This window comes from Mycobacterium sp. (genome assembly GCF_025965855.1).
Taxonomy (GTDB): domain Bacteria; phylum Actinomycetota; class Actinomycetes; order Mycobacteriales; family Mycobacteriaceae; genus Mycobacterium.
In genome coordinates this window covers 1-6,734 of sequence record NZ_JAOPWB010000220.1, presented here as the reverse complement: position 1 = coordinate 6,734, position 6,734 = coordinate 1, and the positions used below count along the sequence as shown (strand labels likewise).

General features: G+C 71.5%; 4 protein-coding genes and 1 pseudogene. 3 read left to right on the top strand and 2 right to left on the bottom strand.

The window, feature by feature from the left end; all coding sequences use genetic code 11:
* A partial coding sequence (locus JWP83_RS18970; protein ID WP_297732978.1) for a hypothetical protein occupies positions 1-1,425 on the bottom strand: 1,425 nt, incomplete at its 3' end.
* 390 nt (positions 1,426-1,815) lie between these two features.
* Here JWP83_RS18970 and JWP83_RS18965 point away from each other — a divergent pair.
* From JWP83_RS18965 to JWP83_RS18955, 3 genes are read left to right on the top strand one after another with little or no spacing between them, the layout of a single operon-like run.
* Positions 1,816-4,290, top strand: a complete 2,475-nt coding sequence (locus JWP83_RS18965) for a hypothetical protein (RefSeq protein ID WP_297732975.1) — start codon at positions 1,816-1,818, stop codon at positions 4,288-4,290.
* A 14-nt stretch (positions 4,291-4,304) separates the two neighbouring features.
* Entirely contained in the window at positions 4,305-4,961 is a 657-nt protein-coding gene (locus tag JWP83_RS18960; protein WP_297732972.1) for a glycosyltransferase family 2 protein, read from the top strand.
* Complete coding sequence (locus JWP83_RS18955) at positions 4,958-5,620, top strand: DUF2064 domain-containing protein (RefSeq protein ID WP_297732970.1); 663 nt, start codon at positions 4,958-4,960, stop codon at positions 5,618-5,620. Before JWP83_RS18960 ends, JWP83_RS18955 begins: the two co-directional genes overlap by 4 nt.
* A 366-nt stretch (positions 5,621-5,986) precedes the next feature.
* Here JWP83_RS18955 and JWP83_RS18950 read toward each other — a convergent pair.
* Positions 5,987-6,734 (bottom strand): annotated as a pseudogene (locus JWP83_RS18950) (hypothetical protein); the annotation flags it as partial.

Genomic DNA, 6,734 nt, shown 5'->3' with positions numbered 1-6,734 from the left:
CGGCGGGGCCGCGTGGCCGACGGGGATGCGGGTCGTCGGCGCGCCCGGGCCCGGGTGGGTGCCGGCCGGGCCGCCACGCGTGTGGGCGGGACGGCGCCGCTTGCGTCGCGCGCGCCGAGCGGCGAGTTGACCGGTGATGATCGCCGCCGCGAGGATGCACAGGGCCAGCACGCACAGCGCGACGTCGAAGGTGCTGGTGATCTGCTGGGCGAGGTCGTTCCCGTACACCGGGTTCGGCGCGGGCGCGTTGGGCGATTCTTCGAACCGCGGCGCCAGCGCGACGCCCACGACGACGCGGGAAATGCTCAGTGTGGCAACGAGTCCACACAGCGATGAGATCAGCCTCGCGGAGACGGCGTCGTTGCCGAGGTTGATGCGCAGCCAGATCGCAAGCACCGCGGTGGCGAGGTCGAACGCGGCCAGAACCACGCTGTCGTAGCGCGAGAACGGGTAGTTCAGGCTCACGCCGACGGCCAGGTCAGTGATCCGCATGAGCATCGAGCCCAGGCACCAAACGATGATGAGCAGCAACCCGTTTCGGGCCGCCGCGCGCCAGGCGTTTTCCTCCGTCGCCGGCGCGTCACGGCGCGCCAACAACGCGGAAGGCGCGAAAATGGCCGCGGCCGCCACCCACGCGAGGTAGCCCTCGAAACCCACCCCCGCCGTCGACGTGTTCTGCGCTATGCCGTGGAACGCGTCAATGTCGCGACCGGCGGGAAGGATCCACACCAGGATGCCGGCGATCAGCGTCGACACGCCCAGCGCCACGGTCGCCAGCCGAGATGCCCTGGTGTTGCGCAGCAGCCACCTCGACCCGACCAGGACGGCCACCAGCGCCACCCCGCCGTACACCAGCGCCGTTGCGATGACCGCGATGTTCTGCTTGCCGAAGCCGGATGAACCGCCCGCGTCGTGCAGCGCGTACCTCAGCCGCCAGAAGAGGTTGAAGCCGAAGCTCAGCGCCGCGCCCACCATCGACGCGTAGCCGATGATCCGGACGGGCCTGAGGTTGGCTCCTTCGCCATTGGCGGAGGCGGGGCTCGTGGTCACCGGTCGCGCGCTCAGCAGCGAGCCGGCGATTCCCAGCCAGGCCCCCGGCCCGACGCCGCCCGGGACGTTCACGCTGCCGCCGAACCGGGCGGTCTCGAACACGTCGAATGCGACGAAGCCGACGACCAGCAGCGCGTAGGGCGCGTTGAGCGCCAGACGAAGGCGTCCGGCCAACTCGGGATTTATCCGCCCGCTCGACGACCTCCAGGAACCGGCCAGGGCGATCGAAGCGAGGGACAGCAGCGTCACGACCAACAACACCGCCAGCAGGGCATTGTTGCTGCCCGGGATACCCATGCCGAAATACAGGTTCCACGGCAACAGCAGCGCCACGACCAGCATGGCGGCCGCGGTCAGGTCGGCTGCGACGTTCAAACGCCGGTCGGGCCGGGCGCCCGGCGGTGTCGGCTGCGTCGGGCGCGTCTGCCCGCGGATGGGACCGGTAGGGGCGTCGTCGCTGGTCTGACTCACGGTTTCCCCCGGACCTCGAGGACGGCTACTGGCGGCGCAAGTTTGGTTGCGGGGCGGGGGAACCCCCTGCCACGCCGACCGCGTTGCTTACTTGGAAACATAATCTCCGTTCGGGCGACGCGGCAGTGCTGAGAACGTATGCGTTTCCGCGGTGCCCGCCACGCGGTTACGCTGCGCTCGCAGGCGAACACCGAAAAACCTCGGCGCCCAAATGACTGGTACCGCCGACGGTATCGCAGTGTAATGATGCCGGGAGATGCTGGTTGTGGGGTAGCCAGCCGAAGGAGAGCCGGGATGGACGTCGTTTTGGGGGTCGCGGTCATAGGCCCCCGTGCCCGCTTGGCGCTTGTCGGGTCGGGCGCCCGGGGCGCCGACCTGATCGACGAGTCCGTCGTTTACCTTGCGGATCACCCGATCGAGAAACTGACCGAAGCCGTGGTCGGGACGAATCGGCTGCTGGCCGAGGAGAACCACCGGCTGCTCGCCACGCGATTGTGCTGGTCGGATCCGCGAAGAGCCGAGCGCTTGCGGCAGGCATTGGAAGACTCCGGCGTCCACGACGTCGCGGTGCTGTCGGAATCGCAGGCCGCCACGGCGCTGTCTGGGCCGGGACGTTCCCTCCCGGGCGCGCCGTCGCAGCCCGATGACGACCCCACCGTCGCGCTGGCCCGTGGCGCGGCCATGGCGGCGGGGCCCGCCGGGGACGCGACGGCGATGGGACCGGCGGTCGGGTTGCGCGGGGACGCGACGGCGATGGCCCCGGCGGTCGGGTTGGGCGGGGACACGACGGCGATGGCCCCGGCGGTCGGGTCGGCCGGGGACACGATGGCGATGGCCCACGCGGTCCCGGCGATGCACCCGGCCGGCCAGGTGGGACCCGACTTGGCGTACTCGATGGCCGGCGAGTCGGACCTGCTCGCGATGGAGTGGCTGACTGAGCCCGAAGACGACGACGACGCCGAGACCGGCCCGGTGGGGCTCACCTCACGACGGCTGGGGGCGATGGACGCGGTGCTCGGCATCGCGGTCGCCGGCTCCGTCGCCCGTTTGGCGCTGATAGGGCCAGTCGGCGGCGGCTATGCGGCGATCAAGCACTTGGTGGTCGAGCTGCCCATCCAGCCGTTCGAAACGTTGATCCAGACGGTGGCCGGCGCGCAGCGGGCTCTGGCCGCCGAGGGCCGCCATCTGGTCGCCACCCGGCTGTACTCGCCGGATCCCGCGCAAGCGGAAGCGCTTCGCCACGCGCTGGCCGACGCCGGGGTTCCAGACGTCGGACTGGTTTCCCAGGCGGACGCGGTCACGGCGCTGCTGCGGACGGTCTTCCGCGGTGTCGCGCTGCCCGGTGCTGTCGCGCTCGTGGTCACCGCCGAAGCGGCAACGTTGATTGCGCTGGGCGCCGCCAACGCTGCGGACGCGCTGACGAACGTCCTGGCCACCGTGGCGCTGGAGGGCGTGGACGCCGCCACCGCGGCCGTCGACATGCTGCTGGACTGGCTGCAATCCGCACCGTTCGCGGTGAGTGCCGCGTACGTGCTGGGCACTTTGACTGACCTGACCAGCCTCGCCGACCAGCTTCGCGCTCGATCGCCGCTACGGGTGGAGGTGCTGGAGCGTCCCGGCTTCGCGTTCGCGCGTGGTGCGGCGCTGGCAGCCGGGTTGGCGCCCACGACGCCCCAACCCCCGATCACGGCGGGCGCCGCGACCGCGATGGCCCCCGCGGTTGGGTTCCCCGGGGAGGCGACGGCGATGGCGCCCGCGACCGCGCCCGCCGGAGACGCGACGGGGCTCGCCCCCACGTCCGGGATGGCTGGTCCGGGTGCGGAGGATCCGCAGCTGGCGTACTCACAGGCCGAGGATGCCGAACCGTTCGCCGGCGAGGTGGACGAGTACGGCGACTTCGACGAAGACCCAGCAGACCCGGCCGCGACCGGTCGGGCGCCGCTGAGCAGGCGGTCACTGGTGCTCGGCAACGCCGTCATCGCCTTCGCCGTCATCGGATTCGCGACGCTGGCCGCCGCGGTGGCCATCGCCGTGCGGCCGACCGCGAGTGCGCAGCCGGTGGTGGGGCACCAGAACGCCGCGCCCGGCAAGTTCATGCCGCTGTTGCCGACGCAGCAGCAGGCGCCGGTACCCCCGCCGCCGATCGATCAGCCCAACGCCGGGTTCCAGGGCGGGATCGTCCCGGACGCCAACGGCTACATTCCGCCGCAGCTGGCGTCGCCCGGCGGGGGTGGTTCTGTCCCGGTCAACCCGGCGCCTGGCGTTCCCGGTTTCGTGCCCAACCCCGACCCGGGTATGCCGATCCCGGTTCCGGTCATTATTCCGTACCCGGGCTGGCGCCCCCCGTACCCGTACCCGAATGGGCCCACGACCACGACGCCGACGACCACCACCACGACGCTGACGACCACACCGCCGACGACGACCACCACACCGCCGACGACGACCACCACGCCGCCGACGACGACCACCACACCGCCGACGACCACGACACCGCCGACGACCACGACGGCGCCGACGACGACAACCCAGCCGACGACCACGACGGCGCCGACGACCACGAAGGCGCCGCTGGCCACGACACAGGCGACCACGCAGGCGCCGAAGGCCACGGTGCCCACCACCCCAGCACCCACGCCGACGAAACCGCCGACGAAACCGCCGACGCAGCAGCCGGTGGCCCCGCAGCAGCCGGTGGCCCCGCAGCAGCCGGTGACCCCGCAGCAGCCGGTGGCCCCGAAGCCACCGACTGCCACCCCCCATCACTGATCGCGGCCCAGCGCATGCCCGACGACGCGGTCACGGTGGTGCTGCCCTGTCTCAACGAGGAGGAGTCGCTGCCGGCGGTGCTGGCGGCCATCCCCGTGGGTTATCGGGCGCTGGTGGTCGACAACAACAGCACCGACGAAACCGCCGCGGTGGCAACAAGTCACGGCGCCCGGGTGGTCGCCGAACCACGGCCCGGCTATGGGTCGGCGGTGCACGCCGGCGTGGTGGCCGCGACGACCTCGATCGTTGCGGTCATCGACGCCGACGGCTCGATGGATCCCGGCGACCTGCCCCGGCTGGTCGCCGCGCTCGACCGCGGCGCCGACCTGGTGATCGGCCGGCGCCGGCCGGTGCCCGGGCTGCGCTGGCCGTGGGTCGCCCGGGTGGGCACCGTGGTGATGAGCTGGCGGCTGCGCAGCCGCCACGGCCTGCCGGTGCACGACATCGCGCCGATGCGGGTCGCCCGCCGGGAGGCGCTGCTGACCCTCGGTGTCGCCGACAGGCGATCGGGCTACCCGCTGGAACTGCTGGTCCGGGCCGCGGCGGCCGGCTGGCGCGTGGACGAACTCGACGTCAGCTACGGCCCCCGCACGGGCGGCAAGTCGAAGGTCAGCGGTTCGCTGCGCGGCAGCATCACCGCGATCCTGGACTTCTGGAAGGTCATCTCGTGAGCGTCCTGCCGGTGACCCTGCTGGTGGTCGCCAAGGCGCCGGAGCCGGGCCGGGCCAAGACGCGCCTCGCGGCGACGGTCGGTGACCGGGTGGCCGCCGACATCGCCGCCGCCGCGCTGCTGGACACGCTGGACGCGGTGGCCGCCGCGCCGGTGGCGGCGCGGGTGGTGGCCCTGACCGGCGATCTCGACGCGGCGGCGGGCGCCGCCGAGATTCGGCGACGGCTCGAGTCCTTCACCGTGATTCCGCAGCGCGGTGACGACTTCGCCGACCGGCTCGCCAACGCCCACGCCGACTCGGCTGACGGGCACCCGGTGCTGCAAATCGGGATGGACACCCCGCAGGTCACTCCCGAGCTGTTGACCGACTGCGCGCGCCGCCTGCTCGATGCGCCGGCCATCCTCGGGCTGGCCCACGACGGCGGCTGGTGGGTGCTCGGTGTCGCGGCGTCGACGATGGCCGAATGCCTGCGCACCGTGCCGATGTCTCAACCCGACACCGGAGAGTTGACGTTGAAAGCGTTGCGCGACAACGGCATCGACGTGACACCGGTGCAGCGCCTGGCCGATATCGACGTCGTCGACGACGTCGCCGCGGTCCGCGACGCCTGCGGGGCCGCCAGCCGCTTCGCGCGGGTCACCCGCGCGGCCGGGCTCTGACCCAGGGATCGTGCGACGCCGTCAGCGCACACTGAATTGTTGCGGCGAGGTGCTCGGCTTTGGGTGTGCACTGAGGGCTTTGCGTGTGCGTCCTGGGCTTTGCGTGTGAGTCCTGGGCGGAGAAATCGCCGAAATTCCGCCGTCAGTGCACACGGAAAGCCGTCAGTGCACACGGAAAGCCCTCAGCGCACACTGAATTGTTGCGGCGAGGTGCTCGGGTTTGCGTGTGCTTCCTGGGCTTTGCGTGTGCGTCCTGGGCGGAGAAATCGCCGAAATTCCGCCGTCAGTGCACACCCAAAGCCCTCAGTGCACACCCAAAGGCCTCAGTGCACACCGAAAGCCGCCAGCGCACACTCGAACGCGCACCTACCAGTTGGTCACTATGACAGTGTTCAGGACCAGGGCCCCTGCGGCGTTGACCGCCAGCCACCAACGGTGTGACCGCACCGGCAGCAACGCGGGCGCCGCGGTGAGCCAGATGGTGAACGGCAGCCAGATCCGTTCGACCTCGGCCTTGCTCAGCATGCTCAGGTCGGCGCAGGCGACGGCGGCCAGCATCGCCAGCACCACCAGGTGGAATCCGGAGCGGCGGCGGAAGGCTGACCGATCGAACACCCGGCTGATGCCCGCGACGCTGCCCAATCCGATCGCGCACACCACGCAGGCCAGGTTGGCCCAGCCCCAATACCGGAACGGCCGGTCCTTGGCGATTCCCTGCCAATAGCGTTGCTGCACGAGGGTATAGCCGTCGAACCAGTAGAACCCCGCGACGGCGAACGCCACCGCGACCGCCAGCGCGGCCAGCGCCGCCGGGCCGACCGCGCGCAGCACCGCGCGCCAATCGGAGGCCGAGACCAGCACCGCCAATGCCGGCAGCCCAAGCAACATCAGGCCGTAGCTGAGGAAAACGCTCCAGCCCAGCAGTAGACCCGCGCCGGCGGCGACCAGAGCGGGGAACCGAACGGGACGGCGCACCGCGACGGCCAACAGCGCGAGGCCCCACGCCGCGACCCCGGCGAAATATCCATCGGCCGAGACCGCGACCCAGGTCGCCGTGGGCGCGACCGCGACGAACGGCGCTGCCCGGCTCGCGGTCTGCTCGTCGGCCAGCGAG